Annotated in this window: 23 protein-coding genes; 6 read left to right on the top strand and 17 right to left on the bottom strand. The window is 71.3% G+C overall.

Features of this window, described 5'->3' with window-relative positions; genetic code table 11:
- Nucleotides 1–281: 281 nt before the first annotated feature.
- From ACFYZ4_RS17600 to ACFYZ4_RS17590, 3 genes are all read right to left on the bottom strand, one after another.
- Nucleotides 282–1,016, bottom strand: coding sequence for an SDR family NAD(P)-dependent oxidoreductase (locus ACFYZ4_RS17600; RefSeq protein WP_384342215.1), 735 nt, complete (start codon nucleotides 1,014–1,016; stop codon nucleotides 282–284).
- A gap of 285 nt (nucleotides 1,017–1,301) precedes the next feature.
- Nucleotides 1,302–2,636 carry a class I SAM-dependent RNA methyltransferase gene (locus tag ACFYZ4_RS17595; protein ID WP_390784278.1) on the bottom strand — a complete coding sequence of 445 codons (1,335 nt, stop codon included), beginning with the start codon at nucleotides 2,634–2,636 and terminating at the stop codon, nucleotides 1,302–1,304.
- Nucleotides 2,637–2,729: 93 nt separating this feature from the next.
- Nucleotides 2,730–4,784: an APC family permease gene (locus ACFYZ4_RS17590; protein ID WP_390784277.1), complete on the bottom strand. Its 2,055-nt coding sequence runs from the start codon at nucleotides 4,782–4,784 to the stop codon at nucleotides 2,730–2,732.
- A 251-nt stretch (nucleotides 4,785–5,035) separates the two neighbouring features.
- Between ACFYZ4_RS17590 and ACFYZ4_RS17585 the strand changes: the two genes are divergently transcribed.
- Together ACFYZ4_RS17585 and ACFYZ4_RS17580 are read left to right on the top strand one after the other, a co-directional pair.
- Nucleotides 5,036–5,704 carry a TrkA family potassium uptake protein gene (locus ACFYZ4_RS17585; protein WP_351288713.1) on the top strand — a complete coding sequence of 223 codons (669 nt, stop codon included), beginning with the start codon at nucleotides 5,036–5,038 and terminating at the stop codon, nucleotides 5,702–5,704.
- A complete protein-coding gene (locus tag ACFYZ4_RS17580; protein ID WP_351288715.1) occupies nucleotides 5,701–6,363 on the top strand; it encodes a TrkA family potassium uptake protein in 663 nt (220 codons plus the stop codon). The genes ACFYZ4_RS17585 and ACFYZ4_RS17580 overlap by 4 nt, the downstream gene beginning before the upstream one ends.
- Before the next feature lie 94 nt (nucleotides 6,364–6,457).
- On the opposite strand, the gene ACFYZ4_RS17575 is transcribed toward ACFYZ4_RS17580, so the two are convergent.
- From ACFYZ4_RS17575 to ACFYZ4_RS17545, 7 genes are all read right to left on the bottom strand, one after another.
- Nucleotides 6,458–7,174: a DUF3159 domain-containing protein gene (locus tag ACFYZ4_RS17575; protein ID WP_351288717.1), complete on the bottom strand. Its 717-nt coding sequence runs from the start codon at nucleotides 7,172–7,174 to the stop codon at nucleotides 6,458–6,460.
- 3 nt (nucleotides 7,175–7,177) lie between these two features.
- Nucleotides 7,178–7,597, bottom strand: coding sequence for an OB-fold nucleic acid binding domain-containing protein (locus ACFYZ4_RS17570; protein ID WP_125816976.1), 420 nt, complete (start codon nucleotides 7,595–7,597; stop codon nucleotides 7,178–7,180).
- Between the two features lie 25 nt (nucleotides 7,598–7,622).
- On the bottom strand, nucleotides 7,623–8,309 hold the full coding sequence (locus ACFYZ4_RS17565) for a response regulator (protein ID WP_351288719.1): 687 nt from the start codon (nucleotides 8,307–8,309) through the stop codon (nucleotides 7,623–7,625).
- Entirely contained in the window at nucleotides 8,306–10,909 is a 2,604-nt protein-coding gene (locus ACFYZ4_RS17560) for an ATP-binding protein (RefSeq protein WP_390784276.1), read from the bottom strand. The genes ACFYZ4_RS17565 and ACFYZ4_RS17560 overlap by 4 nt, the downstream gene beginning before the upstream one ends.
- A gap of 264 nt (nucleotides 10,910–11,173) precedes the next feature.
- Nucleotides 11,174–11,959, bottom strand: a complete 786-nt coding sequence (locus tag ACFYZ4_RS17555) for a DUF3710 domain-containing protein (RefSeq protein WP_351288723.1) — start codon at nucleotides 11,957–11,959, stop codon at nucleotides 11,174–11,176.
- A gap of 1 nt (nucleotide 11,960) precedes the next feature.
- A complete protein-coding gene (gene dut / locus ACFYZ4_RS17550; RefSeq protein WP_030709520.1) occupies nucleotides 11,961–12,506 on the bottom strand; it encodes a dUTP diphosphatase in 546 nt (181 codons plus the stop codon).
- Complete coding sequence (locus ACFYZ4_RS17545) at nucleotides 12,506–13,090, bottom strand: PaaI family thioesterase (protein ID WP_390784275.1); 585 nt, start codon at nucleotides 13,088–13,090, stop codon at nucleotides 12,506–12,508. The genes dut and ACFYZ4_RS17545 overlap by 1 nt, the downstream gene beginning before the upstream one ends.
- 58 nt (nucleotides 13,091–13,148) lie before the next feature.
- On the opposite strand from ACFYZ4_RS17545, the gene ACFYZ4_RS17540 reads away from it, so the two are divergent.
- Nucleotides 13,149–13,622, top strand: coding sequence for a DUF3093 domain-containing protein (locus ACFYZ4_RS17540; protein WP_351288728.1), 474 nt, complete (start codon nucleotides 13,149–13,151; stop codon nucleotides 13,620–13,622).
- A 27-nt stretch (nucleotides 13,623–13,649) separates the two neighbouring features.
- Here ACFYZ4_RS17540 and ACFYZ4_RS17535 read toward each other — a convergent pair whose 3' ends face one another.
- The 4 genes from ACFYZ4_RS17535 to ACFYZ4_RS17520 form a co-directional block, all read right to left on the bottom strand.
- Entirely contained in the window at nucleotides 13,650–14,582 is a 933-nt protein-coding gene (locus tag ACFYZ4_RS17535) for a hypothetical protein (protein WP_351288730.1), read from the bottom strand.
- Between the two features lie 12 nt (nucleotides 14,583–14,594).
- The gene (locus ACFYZ4_RS17530; protein ID WP_267723728.1) at nucleotides 14,595–14,891 is read right to left on the bottom strand and encodes a DUF4193 domain-containing protein; all 297 of its coding nucleotides are present in this window, start codon (nucleotides 14,889–14,891) and stop codon (nucleotides 14,595–14,597) included.
- Nucleotides 14,892–15,273: 382 nt separating this feature from the next.
- The gene (locus tag ACFYZ4_RS17525; protein ID WP_384352573.1) at nucleotides 15,274–16,515 is read right to left on the bottom strand and encodes a sensor histidine kinase; all 1,242 of its coding nucleotides are present in this window, start codon (nucleotides 16,513–16,515) and stop codon (nucleotides 15,274–15,276) included.
- 5 nt (nucleotides 16,516–16,520) lie between these two features.
- Nucleotides 16,521–17,174, bottom strand: a complete 654-nt coding sequence (locus ACFYZ4_RS17520; RefSeq protein WP_030008767.1) for a response regulator transcription factor — start codon at nucleotides 17,172–17,174, stop codon at nucleotides 16,521–16,523.
- 245 nt (nucleotides 17,175–17,419) lie between these two features.
- On the opposite strand from ACFYZ4_RS17520, the gene ACFYZ4_RS17515 reads away from it, so the two are divergent.
- The gene (locus ACFYZ4_RS17515) at nucleotides 17,420–17,599 is read left to right on the top strand and encodes a hypothetical protein (RefSeq protein ID WP_319728675.1); all 180 of its coding nucleotides are present in this window, start codon (nucleotides 17,420–17,422) and stop codon (nucleotides 17,597–17,599) included.
- A gap of 147 nt (nucleotides 17,600–17,746) precedes the next feature.
- On the opposite strand, the gene ACFYZ4_RS17510 is transcribed toward ACFYZ4_RS17515, so the two are convergent.
- Together ACFYZ4_RS17510 and ACFYZ4_RS17505 are read right to left on the bottom strand one after the other, a co-directional pair.
- Nucleotides 17,747–18,550, bottom strand: a complete 804-nt coding sequence (locus tag ACFYZ4_RS17510; RefSeq protein ID WP_390784274.1) for an inositol monophosphatase family protein — start codon at nucleotides 18,548–18,550, stop codon at nucleotides 17,747–17,749.
- A gap of 11 nt (nucleotides 18,551–18,561) precedes the next feature.
- Entirely contained in the window at nucleotides 18,562–19,716 is a 1,155-nt protein-coding gene (locus ACFYZ4_RS17505) for a ferrochelatase (RefSeq protein ID WP_390784273.1), read from the bottom strand.
- A 170-nt stretch (nucleotides 19,717–19,886) separates the two neighbouring features.
- On the opposite strand from ACFYZ4_RS17505, the gene ACFYZ4_RS17500 reads away from it, so the two are divergent.
- Nucleotides 19,887–21,152 carry an MFS transporter gene (locus tag ACFYZ4_RS17500; RefSeq protein WP_351292733.1) on the top strand — a complete coding sequence of 422 codons (1,266 nt, stop codon included), beginning with the start codon at nucleotides 19,887–19,889 and terminating at the stop codon, nucleotides 21,150–21,152.
- Entirely contained in the window at nucleotides 21,094–22,431 is a 1,338-nt protein-coding gene (locus tag ACFYZ4_RS17495) for a D-arabinono-1,4-lactone oxidase (RefSeq protein WP_384340747.1), read from the top strand. Before ACFYZ4_RS17500 ends, ACFYZ4_RS17495 begins: the two co-directional genes overlap by 59 nt.
- Before the next feature lie 35 nt (nucleotides 22,432–22,466).
- Here ACFYZ4_RS17495 and ACFYZ4_RS17490 read toward each other — a convergent pair whose 3' ends face one another.
- Complete coding sequence (locus tag ACFYZ4_RS17490; protein ID WP_390784272.1) at nucleotides 22,467–23,285, bottom strand: hypothetical protein; 819 nt, start codon at nucleotides 23,283–23,285, stop codon at nucleotides 22,467–22,469.
- Nucleotides 23,286–23,674: the final 389 nt, after the last annotated feature.

Here is a 23,674-nt window from a genome sequence, read left to right as displayed (position 1 = left end):
CCGCACAGCCCACACCGGCCGGGAAGATCGCATAGGTAACTTCCCCGCCAAAGTTGGCCGGACCCGCCGGCCCGGATTTAATTGCGCGTTTAGCCGCGCATCAGGCTGCGTGCCGGTTCTCCGCAGGCGCCACGTTGCCGCCGCCGCCCACCATTTGCCGCACTATGTCCCCAGTCACGGCGCACGTCGGGCCACCGGACACGGACAGCGAGAAGAGCCCGTCCACAGGAGACGAGCGCATGCTCAGCCGACGCTCAGGGGAAGGAAAGCAGTTCGACGTGCTACAGGCCTCCGGCGACCCGCAGCACGGCTCCCGTGGCATACCCGGCATCGTCGGACAGCAGCCACGCGACGGCTCCGGCGATCTCGTCCGGCCGGCCCGCCCGCCCCATCGGAATGTTCTCCGCGACCTTGGCGGGCCGCTGCGGGTCCTCGTGGAATTCCGTCCACACCGTGCCCGGGGCCACGCAGTTGACCCGGATGCCGTCGGCGGCGACTTCCTTCGACAGGCCCACCGTGAGGGCGTCGACCGCGGCCTTCGCGGCGGCGTAGTGCACGTACTGCCCCGGGGAGCCGAGCGTCGCGGCGGCCGAGGAGACGTTGACGACGCAGCCGCCGCCGGTGGCGCTCATCGCACGGACGGCCTGGCGTGCGCAGAGCAGGTAGCCGAACAGGTTGACGTCCAGAGCCTCCCGCATGCCGGCGGGGTCGGCATCGGCGAGGCGCCCGTTGGGGCCGCTCACTCCCGCGTTGTTCACCAGGCCGGTGACCGGCCCGAGCACGGCCGCGGCCTCGAAGAGCGCGGCGACGCCGTCCTCGTCGGCGGTGTCCACGGCCACGGCCAGGGCCCGTTGGCCGGTCGCCTCCACATCGGCCGCGACGGCGCGGGCGGCCGCTTCGTTCGACCGGTAGCCGACCACCACGTCATGGCCCTCGGCCGCCAGCCGCCGGCAGATCGCGGCCCCGATGCCCCTGCTGCCGCCCGTGACGACGGTGATCTTCTGTCGTCCTCGCACCTTCGTCCTCCGTTTGGTCTGAGCCCGGTCAGCGTACGACGATCTTGCCCGGGGCCGGCGCCCCGTCCACCAGCAGCTTCAGCAACGGGGCAGCCGGATCGAGGAGTTCAGTGCCCCGGGGCGGCGGGCCGAAGTCCAGGCGGCATGCACGAGTTCCTGTTCGCCATGACCCTCATGTGTGACGGAAACGGTGAGAAGCCCCTGGCGCTCATCGCGCGTATGCCTCGATGTCGGCGCGCACATCTAGAACAACCCGTTTCCGATCCCGACTGCCCAACCCGCTCGTCAGCCCTTCGCGATCGGCTCCAGGATGGCGACGCACTCCACGTGGTGGGTCATCGGGAAGAGGTCGAAGACGCGGAGGGTGCGGACTCGGTAGCCGGCTTCCTTGAAGTAGCCCAGGTCGCGGGCCAGGGCTGCCGGGTCGCACGCCACGTACGCGACGCGGCGGGCCGAGAGGCCCGCGATGTGGCGGACCGTCTGCTTGCCGGCGCCCGCGCGGGGCGGGTCCAGGACGACCAGGTCGCACTCCGTGATCCCGGTCTTCGGGAGGATCTGCTCGACCTTGCCCTGCTCCACGCGGACCCGCGGGAAGTCCGCCAGGTTGTGCCGGGCGTCCTCGACCGCGCGCTTCGTCGACTCGATGCCGAGCACCGCGCCCGTGTCGCCGAGGCGCTCCGCGAGCGCGCCCGCGAAGATGCCGACGCCGCAGTACAGGTCGAGGGCCATCTCGCCCTTGCGCGGCATCAGGCCCTGCATGACGGCCTTGATCAGGGTGTCGGCCGCCTGCGGGTGGACCTGCCAGAAGCCGCCCATGCCCACGCGGTACGTACGGCCGTCCGCGCGCTCCCGTACGAAGGGGCGGCCGTGGACGCGGTGCACGCCGCCGTCCTTCTCCTCGACCCGCAGGACCGAGACCGGCTTGTCCAGTTCGACGAGCGGGAGACGGCCGCCCGGGCGCGGGGTGAGGACGACCTGGCGGTCCTGGGAGCCGGTCGCGGCGATGGCCTCCACCGTGGCCATCTGCGGCCAGTCCTGCTGCTCGATGCCGAGTTCCGAGACGCCCGGGGCGGCGATCATGCAGTGGTCGATCAGTTCGATGTCGTGCGAGCGGTGCTTGCGCAGGCCGACGCGGCCGTCCTCGTCGATCGCGAACTGCACGCGGGTGCGCCACTGCGGCACCTGACCGGCCGGCAGCTTGTCGCCCTCGGCGGGCATCACGGTGCCGTCCCAGCCGGCTTCCTCCGGGGTGAGCCCGGCGAGCCGCTTCAGCTGCTCGGCGACGACCTCGCCCTTGAGCCGGCGCTGGGCGCCCGGCTTGGCGTGCTGCCAGTCGCAGCCCCCGCACTTGCCGGGGCCGGCGTACGGGCAGGGGGCCTCGACGCGGTCCTTGGAGGCGTCGAGCACGGTGATCGCGTCGGCGCGCAGGTAGCGGGAGTCGACGTCGCCCTCGGTGACCTTGGCGACGACCTTCTCGCCGGGCAGGGTGTGGCGGACGAACAGGACGCGGCCGTCCTCGGTACGGGCGATGCAGTGCCCACCGTGCGCGACGGGGCCGACCTCGACCTCGTACTCCTCCCCCACCAGTGACTGCTTCTCGTTCTGCTCGGCGCTCGTCATGGTGGGGAGACTCCAAAAACCTGAAAACGGGGAACGGCCGGACGACCGACCCACCAGTTTACGTGGATCTCGTCCGGCCGTTCACCAACCGGCTCAGCGCTTCGAGGCGGGTTCCTTCGGGGGCCGCGGGCTGTCCACCGGGCCACGGCGCACGGCGCCCGGGGCGTTCCAGTCCTGGCGCTTCTTCGCCCGCTTCTTGGCGAGCTCCGAGGACTCCAGCTGGTAGGGCACCGAGGTGACCATCACACCGGGCGTGAAGAGCAGCCGGCCCTTGAGGCGCAGCGCGCTCTGGTTGTGCAGCAGGTGCTCGTACCAGCGTCCGACGACGTACTCCGGGATGTAGACGCTGACGGCGTCGCGCGGGTTCTCGCTGCGCAGGCCCTTGACGTACTCGACCACCGGGCGGGTGATCTCCCGGTACGGCGAGTCGAGGATCTTGAGCGGGACGTTGATCCCGCGCCGGTCCCACTCCTCGCGCAGCGCCTTGGTCTCGGCCGGGTCCACGCTGATGCTGAGCGCTTCCAGGGTGTCCGAGCGGGTCAGCTTGGCGAAGGCCAGGGCCCGCAGCGTCGGCTTGTGGACCTTGGAGACCAGGACGATCGAGTGGACCCGGGAGGGGCGCACGCTGTCGTCGCTGGGGCCCTCGGCGGCGGCGATCTCCGCGGAGACGCGGTCGTAGTGCTTCCGGATCGCGCTCATCGTGCCGTAGAAGATCAGCATGCCGAGCAGGGCCACCCACGCACCGTGGGTGAACTTGGTGGCGAGGACGATGACCAGCACCATGCCGGTGAAGAAGGCGCCGAAGGCGTTGATGGCCCGGCTGCGGTGCATCCGGCGGCGGGCGGCGGCGTCGCGCTCCGACTTCAGGTGGCGGTTCCAGTGCCGGACCATGCCGATCTGGCTCAGCGTGAAGGAGACGAACACGCCGACGATGTAGAGCTGGATCAGCTTGGTCGAGTCCGCGTCGTAGATCCAGACGAGCAGGATGGCCGCGCCGGCGAGGAGCACGATGCCGTTGGAGAAGGCGAGCCGGTCGCCCCGGGTGTGCAGCTGACGCGGCAGGTAGCGGTCCTGCGCGAGGATCGAACCGAGCAGCGGGAAGCCGTTGTACGCGGTGTTCGCGGCCAGGAACAGCACCAGCGCGGTGGCCGCGGCCAGCAGGATGAAGAAGAAGCTGCCGTCTCCGAAGACGGCCTCGGCCACCTGTGAGATCACCGGGTTCTGGATGTACTCGGGGCCGACCGGGACGCCGCCCTTGAGCAGGTCCTCGGCGGGGTTCTCGGCCATCCGCACGTCGCTGGCCATGGCCAGGCCGATGATCCCGCAGAACATGGTGACCGCCAGGCCGCCCATGTAGGCGAGGGTGGACGCGGCGTTCTTGCTCTTCGGCTTGCGGAAGGCGGGTACGCCGTTACTGATGGCCTCGACGCCGGTCAGGGCCGCACAGCCGGAGGAGAAGGCCCTCAGCAGCAGGAAGACCATCGCGAAGCCGGCCAGCCCCTGTTGCTCGGGTTTGATCTCGAGGTCGGCGGTCGGCGCCGTCAGGGTCTCGCCGAGGACGATGCCCTTCCAGGCACCCCAACCGATCATGACGAATACGGCGGCGACGAAGACATAGGTCGGGATCGCGAAGAGCTTGCCGGATTCCTTCACACCGCGCAGGTTCATCAGCGTGAGCAGAAGGATCATGACGGTCGCCGAGAGCACCTTGTGCTCGATGACGAAGTGCACGGCGGAGCCGAGGTTCTCGACTCCGGAGGAGATCGACACGGCGACGGTCAGGACGTAGTCGACGAGCAGGGCGCTCGCGACGGTGAGGCCGGCCCTGGGTCCGAGGTTGGTGTTGGCCACCTCGTAGTCGCCGCCACCGCTCGGGTAGGCATGGACGTTCTGGCGGTAGGACGCGACGACGGTGAACATCAGCACGACGACCGCGAGCGCGATCCAGGGGCTGTACTGGTACGCCGACACGCCCGCGATCGACAGGACCAGCAGGACCTCGCCAGGGGCATATGCCACGGACGAGAGCGGGTCGGAGGCGAAGACGGGAAGGGCGATCCGCTTGGGCAGGAGGGTTTCTCCGAGGCGGTCGCTGCGTAGCGCCCGGCCGATCAGGATCCGTTTGGGCACGTCGGTCAGTTTGGACACGCAGAGGATCGTAAGCGTTCGAAATCAGCCTGACGAACCCGCACCCCGCCGTACGGCATTGCGCCGCCTATACGCAGTGCATACGTCGCCCGTACGTCGCCCATACGCCGACGGAACCCCGAGACCGTGATCGAAGAGGTCCCATCGGTGACCACCCGTGTGTAGCTTGGGCCATGGTCTGAGACCCTGTTAAACCAGAGCATGCAATGAGGCTGGAAACCAGCGAGTCGCTGACAGCCGGAAGGACGGCCGTGCACATCGTCATCATGGGCTGCGGAAGAGTGGGCTCCGCCCTCGCGCAAACCCTGGAACAGCAGGGACACACGGTCGCCGTAGTCGACCAGGACCCCACCGCATTCCGCCGGCTCGGCGCCGGATTCGGCGGCCGCCGCGTCACCGGGGTCGGCTTCGACCAGGACACCCTGAGGGAGGCGGGAATCGAGGACGCGGGCGCATTCGCCGCCGTCAGCAGTGGTGACAATTCCAACATCATCGCTGCCCGCGTCGCCCGGGAGATGTTCGGCGTCGAGAACGTCGCCGCCCGCATCTACGACCCCAAGCGCGCCGAGGTCTACCAGCGCCTCGGCATCCCCACCGTCGCCACCGTGCGGTGGACCGCCGACCAGATGCTGCGCCGGCTGCTGCCGTCGGGTGCCGAGCCGCTGTGGCGCGACCCGAGCGGCGGCGTGCAGCTCGCCGAGGTGCACGCCTCCGCCGCCTGGATCGGGCACAAGGTCAGCAAGCTCCAGGAGGAGACCGGCGTCCGCGTCGCCTTCCTCACCCGCTTGGGCGAGGCCGTGCTGCCCACGTCGGCGACCGTCCTCCAGGAGGGCGACCTCGTCCACGTGATGATGCGTACGGACGAGATCGAAAAGGTCGAGGCGGCGTTCGCCGAAGGGCCTGAGGAGGCACACGCATGAGGGTCGCGATCGCCGGGGCAGGCGCGGTGGGTCGCTCCATCGCGGGCGAACTGCTGGAGAACGGCCACGAGGTGCTCCTCGTCGACAAGGCGCCGACCGCCATCTCGGTGGAGCGGGTGCCGCAGGCCGAGTGGCTGCTGGCCGACGCCTGTGAGATCACCTCGCTCGACGAGGCGGCGCTCCAGCGCTGCAACGTGGTCATCGCGGCGACCGGCGACGACAAGGTCAACCTCGTCGTCTCGCTGCTCGCCAAGACCGAGTACGGGGTGCCGCGCGTGGTGGCCCGTGTGAACAACCCGAAGAACGAGTGGCTCTTCAACGAGTCCTGGGGCGTCGACGTCGCCGTCTCCACGCCGCGCCTGATGTCGGCCCTGGTCGAGGAGGCCGTCAGCGTCGGCGACCTCGTACGGCTGCTGCGCTTCAGCCACGGCGACGCCAACCTCGTCGAGCTGACCCTGCCGGCCGACTCCTCGGTCGCGGGCACCCAGATCAGCGAGATCGCCTGGCCCGAGGACACCTCGCTGGTCACGATCATCCGCGGCAACCGGGTCCTCACCCCGCACGGCGAGGAGACCCTGGAGCCGGGCGACGAGCTCCTCTTCGTGGCCGCCCAGGCCCGCGAGGAACAGCTGGAGGACCTCCTCCAGGCCCGCGGCTAGCCCTGCGGGCACGCGCGCACGACGAAGGGGGCGGGGCGACCAGTCGGTCGCCCCGCCCCCTTCGGGCTTGCGGGTACGTCGCAGTCAGTCCGGCTCAGGACCCCTGCTTCTCCGCAGCGGCCTCCTTCGCCTCCCACTCCGCGATCACGTCGATCGGCGGCGGCGCCTTCGCCAGGAAGACCCAGGTGAAGTACACCGCGAGCACCATCGGCGGCAGCTTCAGCCCGATCAGCACCCAGCCCAGCTGCGTCGCGTCACCCCACCAGTACAGCGGGAAGAGGATCGCGTACTTGGCGAGGAAGATCAGGCCCCAGGCCAGGCTGGCCTTCGTGTACGCCTTCTTGCGCCCGGGGTTGCGGGTGCGCCAGGACAGGTTCTCCTTGAACACCGGGCCCAGGATCACGCCCAGCAGCGGGAAGCCCACGAGCGCGGAGAGCGTGAAGGCCACCCCGAGCCCGGCTCCGTAGATCATGCCCGGCAGGTAGAAGCCCTTCGGGCTGCCCGTGAAGAGCGCGAAGGCCACGCCCACGCCCACGCCGAAGACCCCGCTGAAGGCGTGCTTCACCGTGTCCTTGCGCAGCAGCCGCACGATCACCAAGAGCACCGCGACGGCGCCCGCGGCGAAGGCGGACCACTTCAGGTCCTTGTTGATCGTGTAGATCATGACGAAGAGCAGCCCGGGGAGCATCGTCTCCACGGTGCCCCGGATGCCTCCGAAGGCGTCGAACAGCGCCGCCTGCGTCACCGCGCTCTGGTCCTCGGACGGCGTGGCGGCGGGTTCCGGGGTGGTCGGTTTGTCGAATGACGTCACCGGTCAGTGCTCCTGTCCGAGCGGTCGGAGTTCGTACTTCGGGTTGAAGAGCACCCGACGGCCATGACTCATCGAGATGCGCCCGGAGGCGATCATGCGCCGCCCCGGCTCGATTCCCACGATCGAGCGACGCCCGAGCCAGACCACGTCGAGTGCGGCGGAGCCGTCGAACAGCTCCGCTTCCAGTGCGGGGACGCCCGCCCGCGGCCGCAGGGTGACGGTACGCAGGGTTCCGGTCACCTTGACTATCTGGCGGTCGTGGCAGTCGCAGATCCGCGTGCACCCCGCGGCTTCTGCGTCCTCCTGCAGCTCCGCCGAATGCAGCTCCTCCTGCGAGGTGGACAGCCGCTCGATCATCCGGCGGAACCGGCCCGCCGGCCTGGCCGGCTTCGCGGGCTTCTCGGGACGCGGTTCAGCACTCATACAAGGAAGCCTACCGGCGCGCCCACTACCTCTCGAAGCGGTATCCCATGCCCGGTTCGGTGATGAAGTGCCGGGGGTGCGAGGGGTCCGCCTCCAGCTTGCGCCGCAGTTGGGCCATGTAGACCCGCAGATAGTTGGTCTCGGTGCCGTACGACGGCCCCCAGACCTCCTGGAGCAGCTGCTTCTGGCTGACCAGCTTGCCGCCGTTGCGGACCAGCACCTCCAGCAGGTGCCACTCGGTCGGCGTCAGGCGTACGTCGCGGCCCTCGCGCACGGCCTTCTTCGCGGCCAGGTCCACCGTGAAGCCCTCGGTCTCCACGATCACCTCGTCCTCGCCGGAACCGGCCGAGGGCTCGGCGCGGCGGACGGCGGCGCGCAGCCGGGCCAGCAGCTCGTCCATGCCGAAGGGCTTGGTGACGTAGTCGTCGGCCCCCGCGTCCAGCGCCTCGACCTTCTCGTCGGAAGTGTGGCGGGCGGAGAGGACGAGGATCGGCACGCGGGTCCAGCCGCGCAGCCCCTTGATCACCTCGATGCCGTCCATGTCGGGCAGCCCGAGGTCGAGGACGACCACGTCGGGGTGACGGGCCGCCGCGAGCTCCAGTGCGCTCGCTCCGTCGGCCGCGGCGTCGACCTCGTACTTGCGTGCCTTCAGATTGATCACAAGGGCTCGGACGATCTGCGGCTCGTCTTCCACCACGAGCACCCGGGTCATTGAGGTCCTGCCTTCTGTCGCGTCATCCGATCACTGTTGTGATCACGTTCCATGTGTTCCATCGGTTCGAGAGGGCCTTCCGGCACGGGTCCGGGTCCGGGGGGCACCGCGCGCAGGGTGAGCACCATCGTCAGCCCTCCGCCGGGGGTGTCCTCGACCGCCAGGGTGCCGTCCATGGCCTCGGCGAACCCGCGGGCGACCGCGAGCCCGAGGCCGACGCCGGACCCGCGCGGGGCGTCACCGTACCGCTGGAAGGGGGCGAAGATCCGGTCCTTGGCCTCCTCGGGTACCCCCGGCCCGCGGTCGACGACGCGTACCTCGACGCGGTCGCCGAGGCAGCTGGCCGCCACGAGCACCGGTTCCCCGGGCGGACTGTACTTGACGGCGTTCTCCACGACGTTGGCCACGGACCGCTCCAGCAGCCCCGGGTCCACCGCCACCATCGGCAGCGTCTCGGGCACGTCCAGCACCACGCTGTCCTCGGGTACGCCGCCCAGCGCCATCGGGACCACCTCGTCGAGGTAGATCTCCCGGATGAGCGGGGTGACGGTGCCGGTCTGCAGCCGGGACATGTCGAGCAGGTTGCCCACCAGGTGGTCGAGGCGGTCGGCACCGTTCTCGATGCCTTCCAGGAGCTCGGCCCGGTCCTCCTCGGACCACTCCACGTCGTCGGAGCGCAAGGAGGTCACCGACGCCTTGATGGAGGCCAGCGGCGTACGGAGGTCATGGCTGACGGCGGCCAGCAGCGCGGTCCTGATCCGGTTGCCCTCGGCCAGCCGGCGGGCCTCCTCGGCCTCTCCGACGAGCCGCTGGCGGTCCAGGACCACGGCCGCCTGGGCCGCGAAGGCGCCCAGCACCCGGCGGTCCTCGGCGGGCAGGACCCGCCCGGACAGGGCCAGCGCCATGTGGTCGCCGATGGGCATGTCCACATCGGCGTCCTCGGGCCGTTCGGCGGGGCTCGGGCCGACGCTGCCGGCCGGTTTCCAGGGATCCACGTCGTCCGCCCGCTCCAGCAGCGCCACGGACTCCATCGCGAAGGTCTCGCGCACCCGCTCCAGCAGCGCGTCCAGCGTGGTCTCCCCGCGCAGCACGCTGCCGGCCAGGAAGGAGAGGATCTCGGACTCGGCGCGCAGCCGGGCCGCCTGGTGGGTGCGCCGGGCGGCCAGGTCGACCACGGAGGCCACGGAGACGGCCACCCCGACGAAGACGACGATGGCGACGATGTTCCGGGCGTCGGAGATGGCGAACCGGTGCAGCGGCGGGGCGAAGTAGTAGTTCAGCAGCAGCGAGCCGACGGCGGCGGAGGCGAGGGCCGGCCAGAGGCCGCCGAGCAGCGCCGCCGCGACCGTCAGCGCCAGGAAGAGCAGCATGTCGTTGGCGAGCCCGGGGTCCCAGGCGGCATGCGTCAGCAGCAGGCACAACAGCGGCGGGAGGACCACGCCCACCAGCCAGCCGGCGAGGATCCGGGGCCGTCCGAGCCGGGTCGCCGAGCGGACCACGGGCAGGCCGCGCCCCTTGGCGACCTCCTCGTGCGTGACGATGTGCACGTCGAGGTCGGGTCCCGCGTCGCGGGCCACGCTCGGCCCGACGCCGGGACCGAGGACGTACTGCCACGAGCGGCGGCGGCTGAAGCCGAGCACGATCTGGGTGGCGTTGACCCCGCGCGCGAACTCCAGCAGCGCGTCCGGGACGTCGTCGCCGATCACATGGTGAAACGTTCCGCCCAGGTCCTCGACCAGCGTCCGCTGGACCGCGAGCTCCTTCGGCGAGGCCGCGGTCAGCCCGTCGCTGCGGGCGATGTAGACGGCGAGGATCTCGCTGCCCGAGCCCTTGGCCGCGATCCGCGAGGCGCGCCGGATGAGCGTGCGCCCCTCCGGCCCGCCGGTCAGCCCGACGACGATCCGCTCGCGCGCCTGCCAGGTCGAGCGGATGTCGTGCTCGCCGCGGTACTGCTGGAGGTACTCGTCCGCCCGGTCGGCGACCCACAGCAGCGCGAGCTCGCGCAGGGCGGTGAGGTTGCCGGGCCGGAAGTAGTTGGACAGGGCCGCGTCGACCTTTTCGGGCTTGTATATGTTCCCGTGCGCCATCCGCCGGCGCAGCGCCTGCGGGGACATGTCGACCAGCTCGATCTGGTCGGCCCGGCGGACCACCTCGTCGGGCACGGTCTCCCGCTGCCGCACCCCGGTGATCGACTCGACCACGTCCCCCAGGGACTCCAGGTGCTGGATGTTGACGGTGGACACGACGTCGATCCCGGCCCGCAGCAGTTCCTCGACGTCCTGCCAGCGCTTGGCGTTGCGCGAGCCGGGCACGTTGGTGTGGGCGAGTTCGTCGACGAGCGCGATGGCGGGCCTGCGGGCGAGCAGCGCGTCCACGTCCATCTCGGTGAACGAGGCTCCGCGGTAGGTGAGGGCCGTGCGCTCCACCTGTTCGAGACCGTGCAGCATGACCTCCGTACGCGGCCGCCCGTGATGTTCGACGAAGCCGACGACGAGATCCGCGCCCCGCTCCACCCTGCGGTGGCCCTCGGAGAGCATCGCGTAGGTCTTGCCCACACCGGGTGCCGCGCCGAGATAGATCCTGAGCTTGCCGCGTCCCATGCGCCCATTCTCCGGGACGTCCGGGATGTCCACGTACCGATGACCATCCGGGCGCCGATCCCTGACGGATCTCTGACGCTTCGGTCAGGGTCCCCCCGCACGCGGCCGACCGGGGCGGTCACGGGCGGGTGCGGGCCCGGCACGGGCGGGGCACTGGCGGGGCACTGGCGCGCACGCGAAAGCCGGTGGGCCCCACCCCGAAGGAGTGGGGCCCACCGGCCGAAAACATGCGACGGCCCCCTGTGCGCACGGGGCCGTCCGGGGTCAGCGGACCTCGGTGATCTCCGGACCGCGCTCCAGCTGGCCCATGCCGCCGCCGAAGCGGGAGCCTTCCTGCTCCTCCGTCTGCACGCCGTCCGGCACCATCTGGGCGTCGTTCGGCAGCTTCAGGACGATCGGGTCACGGGGGGCCATCGGGCCGTCGCCGCGGACGACCACGGTGTCCCGGAAGATCTGCTCCAGCACGCCCGCCGACTCGGGGCGCACCGCGCCCTGGCCGGAGATGACGCCGCGCAGGAACCAGCGCGGGCCGTCGACGCCGACGAAGCGGACCAGCTGGGCGCCGGTCTGTCCGTCCGGGAGCGGTACGGGCACCTGTGCGCGCAGCTCCCAGCCCAGGGAACCCTGGGCCTCGTCGATGATGCCGCCCTGCTGGGTGATGCCCGCGGCGATCTCTTCGCGGACCTCGCCCCAGATGCCTTCCTTCTTGGGCGCGGCGAAGGCCTGCAGCTGCACGGCGCTGTCGCCCAGGACCACGGTCGCGGCCACGATCGCGTCACCCGCGACCTCGACGCGCAGTTCCATGCCCTCGACACCGGGTACGAGGATGCCGCCCAGGTCGACCCGGCCGTCGGCCGGGTTACCGAGCACCTCGGAGATGTCCCAGGGGCCGTCGGGCCGCGGGGCGGGGGGCAGGTTCACCCGGCGCGGTGTGGCGGCGCCGTCCTGCTCGCCCGCGTCGTCCGGCTCACCGGAGTCGACGCCGTCTACGACCTGCTCGGCCGCGCCGCCGTCCTGGGCGGAGTCGTTCTTCTTGCGACGTCCGAACACGTCACTGTCCTTCCCGGTCGGTAACGACCGAAGCGTAGCCATTCCCACCCTGCTGACCAGCCCCGGATCCGGCCACGGCCGCATGACCGCCGGTGGAGCCGAAACCCCCCTCGGCCCGGGCCGAGCCGGGAAGTTCCGCCACCTCGTGGAAGCGCACCTTCTCGACCCGCTGGACAACCAGCTGGGCAATGCGGTCGAAACGCTCGAACCGGACGCTCTCGCGAGGGTCGAGATTGACCACGATCACCTTGATCTCCCCACGGTACCCGGCATCCACCGTCCCCGGGGCATTCACGAGGGCGAGCCCGCAGCGTGCGGCCAGGCCGGACCTGGGGTGCACGAAGGCCGCGTACCCGTCGGGCAGGGCGATGGACACTCCCGTGGGCAGCACGGTCCGCTCGCCGGGCGCCAGCTCCGCGGCCTGGGTCGTCACCAGATCGCAGCCGGCGTCGCCGGGGTGGCCGTACGCCGGAATGGGGACCTCCGGATCGACGCGGCGGATCAGCACGTCGACCTCATGGCGGGGTCCGTTGTGGTTCAGGGACATCAGGGGTTCACCTCGAAGGCGCGTGCGCGCCTGACCTGGTCCGGGTCGGCCATCGCCGCCCGGATCTCCTCGGGCCGTCCGTTGTCGATGAAGTGGTCGACCTTCACCTCGATGAAGAGGGCGTCGGCGCGCACGGCGACCGGGCCCTGCGGACCGCCTATCCGGCCGACGGCGGTGCAGTAGATCTTCCGCCCGGCGACGGCGGTGACCTCGGCCTCCAGGTACAGCACGGTGTCCACGGGCACGGGCCGTACGAAGTCGGTCTCCAGCCGCCCCGTCACCGCGATGACGCGCAGCAGCCAGTTCAGGGAGCCCAGCGTGTCGTCGAGCGCGGTGGCGAGCACCCCGCCGTGGGCGAGGCCGGGAGCGCCCTGGTGTGCGGACTTGACGGTGAACTCCGCGGTGACGCTCACGCCCTCGCCCGCGCGGACCTCCAGGTGGAGGCCGTGCGGCTGTCCCTCGCCGCAGCCGAAACAGTGCTCGTAGTGCGCACCGAGGAGCTCGCCGGGTGCCGGGGCATCGGGGTGCCGGACCGGTGCGGCGGCATCGGTCGGGGGCGTCAACGCTGTGTTTCGTCCACTCACAGCCGCAGACCTTACCCGCGCGGCTACCCGCCGGTCGCCTCGTGGCAGGCTTGAACCCATGCAGCTCTCCCCCGCGCACCACGACGAACGCCTGACCGCCCCCCGCTCCTGGTGGGGCATCGCCGTACTGACCGGCCTCGCGTGCGCGCTGATGCTGCTGCCGCTGGGCACGATGCCGCTGCTGGCCGGCCTGGTCGGGGGCACCGCGCTGAGCGGGCTGCTGGTGAGCTCGTACGGTTCCGCGCGCGTGCGCGTGGTGAACGGGGCGCTCGCGGTCGGGGACGCGCGGATCCCGGTGACCGCGCTGGGTGAGCCGGAGGTCCTGGACGCCGAGGAGTCGCGCGCCTGGCGCACGTACAAGGCGGACCCGCGCGCCTTCATGCTGCTGCGCAGCTACGTGCCGACCGCGGTCCGCGTCGAGGTCACCGACCCGGCGGACCCGACCCCGTACGTGTACGTCTCCACCCGCGAGCCCGGGGCCCTGATCGAGGCGATTCGCGCGGCGAAGGCCCAGGCCGTCCCGGCCGAATAGCGTCGCCGCCCCCGGCGGCGGCCGGTCTCAGCCGAACAGGCCGGGATCCCGACCCTCGAGTGCGGCCCTGGTGGCCTCGGGAAGGGGCTGTGTGGGCTGCTCAAGGGGCGGCAGGGCGGGCAGGGCATCCCACGCCACAGACCTGCTGCGCAGGTCCGCACGGACCTTCTCGGCGACTTTGCGGGTGTCGCGCCGGTTCATGACCGCGCCGACGGCGGCGCCCACCATGAACGGCATCAGGTTCGGCAGGCTGCGGAACATCCGCTTCATGATCTGCTGGCGCAGTTCGCGCTTCATCTGCCCGCCGAGCGCCGCGTTCAGCGTGGTCGGCTTGGTCAGGTCGACCCCGCGCTCCTCCGTCCAGGAGGTCAGGTAGGCGTAGCTGCGCTGTCCGAGGTTGCCGGGCGCGCGGAGCCCGTAGACCTCGTGGAGTTCGGCGATGAGCTTCAGCTCGATCGCGGCGACCCCGGTGATCTCCGCCGCCAGTTCCGCCGGCATCGCGGGCGGGACGGGCAGCATGGCCGCCGCGCCGATCCCGGCGCCGACGGTCGAGGTGGCGTTGGCGGCGCCCGAGATCAGCTTGTCGGCAAGCTGATCGGGACCGAGGCCCGGGAACTGCGCGCGCAGGGTCGCGAGGTCCCGAACCGGAACGCGCGGTGCGTTCTCGATGACCCTCTCGGAGATGTACAGGGCGGCGTGCCGGATACCTTCGCCGCCCCTGCGTACACCCTTCTTGACGGCTTGCAGCCGACGGGCCCCGGGCCTGGGCCGGGCCCCCTCGCCGGGCTCTGTGACCGACGGCACCGCCGGGGCGGTGTCGGAGGGCACGGCGATCGCTTCACTGGCGGAGCCGCCGGGGGCGCCGGAACCCGTTTCCGGGTCCTGGGGTGCCACCTGCGCCTCCGCCGGATCACCAGACTTTCGGAAGCGTCGCTTCCGAAAGGGTGTCGAGCCAGCCACGGCCGACGCCTCTCAGTCGCAGTCGCGACAGATCGGCTGACCGTTCTTCTCGCGCGCCAGCTGGCTGCGGTGGTGCACCAGGAAGCAGCTCATGCAGGTGAACTCGTCGGCCTGCTTGGGCAGGACCCGGACGGCCAGCTCCTCGTTGGAGAGGTCCGCACCGGGAAGCTCCAGGCTCTCGGCCGAGTCGAATTCGTCCATGTCCGAGGCCGAGGACGACTTGTCGTTACGTCGGGCCTTCAGCTCTTCAATGCTGTCGTTGTCGACGTCGTCGTCTGTCTTGCGCGGGGTGTCGTAGTCCGTTGCCATTGTTCGCTCTCCCCCTCTGGGTGTTAGCGGTGTCTCAGCGCACGTAACGCACGAGAGGCCGGACTTGTGCCCGACCTGAGGCGGAGATTTTGCCTCACATCAAGGTCTGTTACTCAATCGACACCCAGCCGCCCGCCTGAAGGGGCGATTGGCTGGGATGACGACCGGGACCGTACACGGTCCGGGGGCCGTCTTGCACAAACGCCACCCCGTGTATTTCCCGCCATACGGGGGGCCGGAAACCCGGACTTCCCGGGCTTTCCGGCCGCCCCGGGGTCACTGAACGCACATGCACCGACACTCGCCACTGTGATCGATCACACAGGAGCAATTGCTTTCAAAGGGCAAACATTCAGCCAACAGCGAACACGGAGTGCAGGACTCACAAGGGAAGAGTGACACGCATCACGAGGCCACCGCCTTCCCGGGGGGTTGCCTGGATCCTTCCGCCGTGTGCGCGCGCCACGGAGCGCGCGATCGACAGACCGAGTCCGACACCCTTGTCACTGCCCGTGCGCTCCGTACGCAGCCGCCTGAAGGGCTCGAAGAGGTTGTCCACCTCGTACGCGGGAACAACGGGACCCGTGTTCGATACCAGGAGGACCGCCTGACCGTGCTGGGCCTCGGTCGTGACCTCCACCCAGCCGTCCTCCGGCACGTTGTACCGGACGGCGTTCTGCACCAGGTTGAGGGCGATCCGCTCCAGCAGCACGCCGTTGCCCTGGACGACGGCCGGCACGCGCTCGCCGCGGATCTCCACGCCCTTCGCCTCGGCCTCGCCCCGCACCTGGTCGACGGCGCGCGAGGCGACCTCCGCCAGGTCCACGGGCTTGCGCTCGACTATCTGGTTCTCGCTGCGGGCCAGCAGCAGCAGACCCTCGACCAGCTGCTCGCTGCGCTCGTTGGTGGCGAGCAGGGTCTTCCCGAGCTGCTGGAGCTCCACCGGGGCCCCCGGATCGGAGAGGTGCACCTCCAGCAGGGTCCGGTTGATCGCGAGCGGCGTGCGCAGCTCGTGCGAGGCGTTCGCGACGAACCGCTGCTGCGCCGTGAAGGCCCGCTCCAGCCGGTCGAGCATCTCGTCGAAGGTGTCGGCGAGCTCCTTGAGCTCGTCGTCCGGCCCGTCCAGCTCGATCCGCCGGGTCAGGTCGGTGCCGACCACCCGGCGGGCGGTACGGGTGATCTTGCCCAGCGGCGAGAGCACCCGGCCGGCCATCGCGTAGCCGAAGGCGAAGGCGATGATGCTGAGCCCCAGCAGGGCCATCAGCGACCGGCTCAGCAGGTCGTCCAGGGCGTGCCGGCGCTGCTCCAGCGCGCAGGCCTTCATCGCGGTGTTGAACTGTTCGAGCTGGTTGATCCTCGACACCGGGCAGGTGGTGCTGGTGACCTGGACGTTCTGGCCGTCGACGATCTCGTACATGAGGGCGTTGCCCTGCCGCAGCGCCTGCGCCGCCAGCAGGTAGATGATCGACAGCAGCAGGATGCCCGCGATCAGGAACATCCCGCCGTAGAGCAGCGTGAGGCGTATCCGGATGGTCGGGCGCAGCCACGGGAAGGGACCCTCGGGCTGGCCGGGGTCCCAGGTCGGTTTCGGTGGCGCCGTGGGTGGCGCCGGGCTGGTTGCCACGCGGGTCAGATCCGGTATCCGGAACCGGGCACGGTGACGATGACCGGCGGCTCCCCGAGCTTGCGCCGCAGGGTCATGACCGTCACCCGTACGACGTTGGTGAACGGGTCGGTGTTCTCGTCCCAGGCCTTCTCCAGCAGCTGCTCGGCGGAGACGACGGTCCCCTCGCTGCGCATGAGGACCTCCAGCACCGCGAACTCCTTCGGGGCCAGCTGCACCTCCTTGCCCTCGCGGAACACCTCGCGCCGGTTCGGGTCCAGCTTGATCCCGGCACGCTCCAGTACGGGCGGCAGCGCGACCGTGGTGCGCCGGCCGAGGGCCCGCACGCGGGCGGTCAGCTCGGTGAAGGCGAAGGGCTTGGGCAGGTAGTCGTCCGCCCCGAGCTCCAGGCCCTCCACCCGGTCGCTGACGTCACCCGAGGCGGTCAGCATGAGCACGCGGGTGGGCATGCCGAGCTCAACGATCTTCCGGCACACGTCGTCGCCGTGCACGAGCGGGAGGTCCCGGTCGAGCACGACCACGTCGTAGTCGTTCACGCCGACCCGCTCCAGGGCGGCGGCGCCGTCGTACACGACGTCCACGGCCATGGCCTCCCGGCGCAGTCCGGTGGCCACCGCATCGGCGAGCAGCTGCTCGTCCTCGACGACGAGTACGCGCACGTCGTTTCCTTCCTCCGAGCCCAGAAGGGCACACGTGTATTGCGTCGACCATCCTGCACGTTTCGGCCGTAAACCGGCTGTAAGGCGGCTCGTGGAGGGGCTCACGGGGCGGAAGTGAGGATTCCCTGGCCTGGAGAGGTTTCTGGGCCCAGGGTGCCGGGGAGGACGTCCTCACACCCCATCCACTCCCTGACGGCGGACAGCCACGTGCCGCCGCCGACCCACGAAGAGGGGGCGAACCCATCATGGACGCATTCACCGCGGGTCTCCTGCAGCGCATCAGGTCCACGCAGTCGGACCTCATGCACGCCCGCGAGACGGGCGACGACTTCCTCGCGGAAGTGGAACAGGCGGAGCTGGAAGATCTCCAGCGACTCGCCGCCGAGCACGGTGTCCCGGTCTCGGCCACCGTGCCCGCCTGCTGAACCCGGCCTGCCGACCCGACCCCGAGCCGACCTGCTGATCCCTCACGGCTCCCGTACGACGCGAGCCCCGGCCGCCCTCTCGGGCGGCCGGGGTTCGCGTGCGTCCGGCGGCCGGTGCTGCCCCGACCGGGGCGCCGCAGGGCCGGGTCAGTCGTGCCAGGCCCCGGACTCCTCCAGCAGCGGCTGCAGCGAGGCGAACACGGCCGGGGTGGCGGCCAGGGTCAGCTCCCCCGAGGCCCGCTCCCCCGGCCGGCCGCCCGTCACGGCCCCCGCCTCCCGCGCGATCAGCTCGCCGGCGGCCAGGTCCCAGGGGTTCAGCCCCCGCTCGTAGTAGCCGTCCAGCCGCCCGGCGGCCACGTCGCACAGGTCCAGCGCCGCCGACCCGCCCCGCCGGATGTCCCGGACCAGCGGGATGATCCGGGCCGCGATCCCGGCCTGGTGGGCCCGCCGGGTCTGCACGTACGCGAAGCCCGTGCCCAGCAGTGCCTGGTCCAGCGGCGCCGCCGGCCGGCACGCGAGGCGCGCCGTGCCCATCCAGGCCCCGCCGCCGAGCACCGCGTGGTACGTCTCCCCGCGCATCGGCGCCGCCACGACGCCCACCACGGTCTCGCCCTCGTACTCGGCGGCGATGGACACGCCCCAGCTCGGGAGCCCGTAGAGGTAGTTCACGGTGCCGTCGAGCGGGTCGACGACCCAGCGCACCCCGCTGGTCCCCCGCGTGTCCGCGCCCTCCTCGCCCAGCAGCCCGTCCTCGGGTCGCCGTTCGGCGAGGATGCCGGTGATCAGCTTCTCCGCCGCGATGTCCATCTCGGTCACCACGTCGATCGGGCTGGTCTTCGTCGCCGCCACCGCCAGATCGGCCGGCCGGCCGTCGCGCAGCAGCGCCCCGGCCTGCCGGGCGGCCTCCAGGCCCACGTCCAGCAGTTCGGCCTTCAGCTCTTCGGAGATCACGGTTCCTCTTCCTAGGCGTACGGACTGTCGGCGCCCGCGGCCGCCGGCCGGGGGCCGCGCGCCGGGCAGCAGCCCACCGCGCACAGGTCGTGGCTCTGCCCCAGCGCGCCGACCCAGCACTCCGCGGCCGGCTCCCCGCGCTCCTTGGCGGCCCGCTCCAGCACCAGCTCCCGTACGGCCCCGGCGAACAGCGGATCGGCGCCGACGGTCGCGGAGCGCGCGACGGGCAGGCCCAGTTCGGCCGCCTTGGCGGTGGCCTCGGTGTCCAGGTCGTACAGGACTTCCATGTGGTCGGAGACGAAGCCGATGGGCACCATCACGACGGCGGGGGCGCCCTCGGCGTGCAGGGCCTCCAGGTGATCACAGATGTCCGGTTCCAGCCACGGGATGTGCGGGGCGCCGCTGCGGGACTGGTAGACGAGCTGCCAGGCGTGCGCGGTCCCGGTCCGTGCGGCCACCTCGTCCGCGATCACCCGGGCGACGTCGAGGTGCTGCCTGACGTAGGCACCGCCCTCGCCGCCCCCGGTGTGGTCCTCCACGGGGCCGGAGGCGTCCGCGGCGGCCGTCGGGATGGAGTGGGTGGTGAAGGCGAGGTGGGCCCCGTCCCGGACGTCCTCGGGCAGCGCGGCGAGCGAGGCCAGCACCCCGTCGATCATGGGCTGCACGAAGCCGGGGTGGTTGAAGTAGTGCCGCAGCTTGTCGACCCGCGGCAGCTCCAGTCCCTCCTCGGCGAGGGTGGCCAGGGCGTCGGCGAGGTTCTCGCGGTACTGCCGGCAGCCCGAGTACGAGGCGTACGCGCTGGTCGCGAGCACCGCGATCCGGCGGCGGCCGTCGGCGGCCATCTCCCGCAGCACGTCGGTCAGGTACGGGGCCCAGTTCCGGTTGCCCCAGTAGACCGGCAGGTCCAGCCCGTTGCCGGCGAAGTCCTTGCGCAGCGCGTCCAGCAGCGCGCGGTTCTGCCCGTTGATCGGGCTGACCCCGCCGAAGCCGAAGTAGTGCTGCCCGACCTCCTTGAGCCGCTCGCGCGGGATGCCGCGCCCGCGCGTGACGTTCTCCAGGAACGGCACGACGTCGTCGGGTCCCTCGGGGCCGCCGAAGGACAGCAGCAGGAGGGCGTCGTACGGGGCGGCGGGCCCGCCTGCGGGCGGGAGGAGCTGGTCTGACATGCCTCGAATCCTGCCACCCGGCGTCCCCGCGGGAGAAGCGGCCCGGCCAGGAGCAGGTGCGGAGCAAAGGTAAGGTAAACCTTAGTTCCGAGTCCGGAACCTTCCCCGTGCGGGTGCCCGGTAGGCGGTCGTAACCTGTATGGGCCCACGACGTCCCTTACGGAGGGCCCTTGCCCAGTCCCTATCGCGCCCTATTCGCGGCCCCCGGCACCAAGGGGTTCAGCGCCGCCGGCCTCATAGGCCGGCTCCCGATATCCATGGTCGGCGTGGGCATCCTCACGATGATCTCCGAGATCACCGGCCGCTACGCCATGGCCAGCGCGCTCACCGGCACGCTCGCGCTCGCCGCCGCGGTCATCGGCCCCCAGGTCTCCCGGCTCGTGGACCAGTACGGCCAACGGCGCGTCCTGCGACCCGCGACCCTGATCTCCGTGGCGGCGGTCACCGGGCTGCTGCTGGCCGCCGCGAACGGCCTGCCGGACTGGACGCTCTTCGTCTGCGCCGCGATCGCCGGCTGCGTGCCCAGCGTCGGCTCGATGATCCGTGCCCGCTGGACCGTCATCTACCGGGACTCCCCGCGCGAGCTGCACACCGCGTACTCCTTCGAGTCGGTGGTGGACGAGGTCTGCTTCATCTTCGGCCCGATCCTCGCCATCGGACTGTCCACCACCTGGTTCCCGGAGGCCGGGCCGCTGATCGCCGCCGTCTGCCTGATGGTCGGCGTGTGGCTGCTCACCGCCCAGACCTCCACCGAGCCCGCCCCGCACCCGCGCGACGAGAACGCGGAGCGCACCTCGGCCCTGCGCTCGCCGGGCCTGCAGGTGCTGACCGCCACCTTCGTGGCGACCGGCGCGATCTTCGGCTCCATCGACGTGGCCACCCTGGCCTTCGCGGAGGAGCAGGGCAGCAAGTCCTCGGCGAGCTTCGTCCTGGCCGTCTGGGCCCTCGGTTCCTGCCTGGCCGGCATCGTTTTCGGCCTGCTGCATCTCAAAGGCCGGACAGAACGCCGTTGGGTACTGGGCGTATGTGCGATGGCCGTGAGTATGATCCCCCTCCTACTGGCCGGGAACCTTCCGATTCTGGCCGTGGCGCTCTTCGTCTCGGGCCTCGCCATCGCTCCCACGATGATCACCACGATGGCCCTGATCGAGGCGCACGTACCACACGCGAAGCTGACCGAGGGCATGACCTGGATCAGCACCGGCCTCGCGGTCGGCATCGCGCTCGGGTCCTCCGTGACCGGCTGGGTCGTGGACGCGGCCGGCGCGCGGACCGGGTACGTCGTCTCCATCTCGGCGGGGGTGGCCGCGGCGGCGGTGGCGTTCGCGGGATACCGCCGGCTGACGAGGCCGGCGCAAGGGGAGGAGCCCTCTAGCGATGGCGACGGCGACAGCGGGGACAGCAGGGAACAGCAGGCCGGCCACCACGTGGCATAACTGGGCGGGCAACGTCACCGCCACGCCCGCCCGCGTGGTGACCCCGGCCTCGGTCGGGGAGCTCCAGGAGGCGGTCCGCCGGGCCGCCGAAGAGGGACTGCGGGTGAAGGCGGTCGGCACCGGCCACTCCTTCACCGCGGCCGCCGCGACCGACGGGGTGCTCGTACGCCCCCACGCCCTGGCCGGGATCCGGGCCGTCGACCGGACCGCCGGCACCGTCACGGTGGAGGCGGGCACGGTCCTCAAGGACCTGAACCGGGCCCTGGCCCGGGAGGGCCTGTCGCTGACCAACATGGGCGACATCATGGAGCAGACGGTCTCCGGCGCCACCAGCACCGGCACCCACGGCACCGGCCGCGACTCGGCGTCCATCGCCGCCCAGATCCGCGGCCTGGAGCTGGTCACCGCCGACGGCCGGCTGCTCGTCTGCTCGGAGAAGGAGAATCCCGAGGTCTTCGCGGCGGCCCGGATCGGCATCGGCGCGCTCGGCATCGTCACCGCGATCACCTTCGCCGTCGAGCCGCTCTTCTTCCTGACCGCCCGCGAGGAGCCCATGACCTTCGACCGGGTGACCGCGGAGTTCGAGGAGCACTTCGCGGAGAACGAGCACTTCGAGTTCTACTGGTTCCCGCACACCGGCAACTGCAACACCAAGCGCAACAACCGCAGCCAGGGCCCCGCCGCCCCGCCCGGACCGGTGAGCGCCTGGGTCGAGGACGAGCTCCTCTCCAACGGCCTCTTCCAGGTGGTGAACTCGCTGGGCCGCGCGGTGCCCGCCACCATCCCCTCCATCGCCCGCGTGGCCAGCCGCGCCCTGTCGGCGCGCACCTACACGGACATCCCGTACAAGGTGTTCACCAGCCCGCGGCGGGTGCGGTTCGTGGAGATGGAGTACGCCCTTCCGCGCGAGCGGGTGGTCGAGGCGCTGCGGGAGCTGCGCGCGATGGTCGACCGTTCGGGGCTGCGGATCAGCTTCCCGGTGGAGGTGCGGACGGCTCCGGCGGACGACATCGCGCTGTCGACGGCCTCGGGGCGCGAGACGGCGTACGTCGCGGTGCACATGTACCGGGGCACCCCGTACCAGGCCTACTTCACCGCGGCCGAGCGCATCTTCACCGCGCACGGCGGCCGGCCGCACTGGGGCAAGGTGCACACGCGGGACGCGGAGTACTTCGCGTCGGTCTATCCGCGGTTCGGCGAGTTCACCGCGCTGCGGGACCGGCTCGACCCGGGCCGGGTCTTCGGCAACGACTACCTGCGGCGCGTCCTGGGCGACTGAGGTCCGGCCGGGTCGCCGCCCAGCCTCACGCGGCGTCAGGGCGCGCTCTGCCGCGGCGCCGGTGTCGACGCGTCAGGACCCGGTGGCGGGGTCGGCGACGCGGGGGTCGGCGTCGGCGTCTGCCGCGAGGGGGAGGGGCCGGGCGTCGGACCCCCGGAACCGGAGGTGCCGGGGTCGGGACGTGGACTGCCGCCGGCGTCGCGACTCGGGCTCGGGCTCGGGCCGCCGGGCGCGGGCGAGGAGTCGGGGGTGGCCCCCGGACCGGGGGTCCTGCCGCCCTTCCCGCCGCCCGCAGGCTCCTCCCGGGGCGTCGTGGGCCCGTCCTGGCCGGCCTTGCGGGTACCGCCGGAGAAGAGGGTGCCGCCGCCGCTGCTGACGGAGGTGCCGGCCATCGCCTCGTAGGTGCCGAGGCCGCCGATGGCGAGGGCGAAGGCGGCTCCGGAGGCCACCGCGGTGCGCTTCCAGCCCCGTACCCGGGTGCCGTGCACGGTGGCCTCGCCGAACTCCTCGCCGAACTCCCCTGTGGGCGCGGCCGTGTGCGGTGCCGTCACGGCGTCGGCCGGCTCCCGCTCCCCGTGGGGCGGCGGCACCCGGCGGGCCCCGGTCCGGGCGCTCTCGCGCAGCTGGTCGCCCGTGCGCCGGAAGAAGTGCTGGATGACCGGCCCGCCGGCGGTGGCGACGACGCTGACCACGCCGGCCCCGAGGATGGTCCCGTAGACGCCCATCTTCGAGGCGAGCAGGGCCGCCGCCACGGTGGCGAGGGAGGAGCCCGCGACCTGGGCCGCGCTCAGGTCGAGCTTCTTCTTCTCCGGTGCGTCCCCGGCGTCCTGCGTCGTCTTCTGACCCGTCGACATCCCGTGTGTGTCCCGCCTCTCACGCTTCTCCTCTTCCAGCAGTTACCGACCGCTGAGCGAAGCAGATAGTTCCGTTTCTGGTGATTCTGTGAAGCAAGACACCTGAAATCGGACGGAGGGTGCAGGTGGGGCCCGACGGAGGGCAGCCCAACTCCCGCCGTCCGGGGAAACTTCGGCGGCGCGGCGGTCCACCCAGGTGGCCCGAATGGAGTACTGTGGCGAGCCCTGGGGCCGTCCTTCCTTTCGGATGTCCGGACTCGGGAGAGGGGGCCGACTGATGGAGAACGGCACTCAAGACCGGTGATGCCGCGGAATTGCACGGGCTCCTGCTGCGCACAGTAACCGTTCGGTCACTGTGCGTGCCCAACAGGTAACCGTGCCATAACGGC

Source organism: Streptomyces sp. NPDC001513 (assembly GCF_042894695.1).
GTDB lineage: Bacteria > Actinomycetota > Actinomycetes > Streptomycetales > Streptomycetaceae > Streptomyces.
This window is presented reverse-complemented; position numbering and strand designations above follow the sequence as displayed.